The sequence below is a fragment of the Bacillus cereus group sp. N21 genome (assembly GCF_016483395.1).
Classification (GTDB): domain Bacteria; phylum Bacillota; class Bacilli; order Bacillales; family Bacillaceae_G; genus Bacillus_A; species Bacillus_A pseudomycoides.
This window is the reverse complement of record NZ_JAEHBX010000231.1, coordinates 1-545: the sequence shown is the minus strand read 5'-3', so window position 1 is coordinate 545 and position 545 is coordinate 1. Positions and strand designations below refer to the sequence as shown.

Genomic DNA, 545 nt, shown 5'->3' with positions numbered 1-545 from the left:
GTGGAAACACTATCAGCCTGAACTAATCTTATTAACAGTAAGATGGTACCTGCGGTACAATTTAAGCTTTCGTAACCTGGTGGAAATGATGGAAGAACGAGGAGTATCAATCGCTCACACAACCATTATGCGTTGGGTTCATCAATATGGGCCTCAATTAGAAGAGAAAGTACGATATCATCTTAAATCAACAAATGACTCATGGAGAGTTGATGAAACCTATATCAAAGTAAAAAGTCAATGGATGTATTTATATCGTACTGTAGATTCCGAAGGGAACACCATTGATTTTTATCTTAGTAAATCAAGAGATAAACAAGCAGCCAAGCGCTTTTTCAAGAAAGCCTTGGCTTTTTCGTATGTTTCTAAACCTCACGTGATAACAGTAGATAAGAACCCCGCTTATCCTGTAGCAATTCAATTCGAGCGTTGAAAGAAGAAAAGCATATGCCTGAAGGCATAGAGCTAAGGCAAGTTAGATATCTCAATAACATAGTGGAACAAGATCATCGTTTTATTAAGAAACGTGTTCGTTCTATGTTAGG

1 pseudogene is annotated in these 545 nt (G+C 37.4%); it reads left to right on the top strand.

The annotated features are described in order from the left end of the window. Positions 1-545, top strand: a pseudogene (locus tag JDS96_RS30635) (IS6 family transposase); the annotation flags it as partial.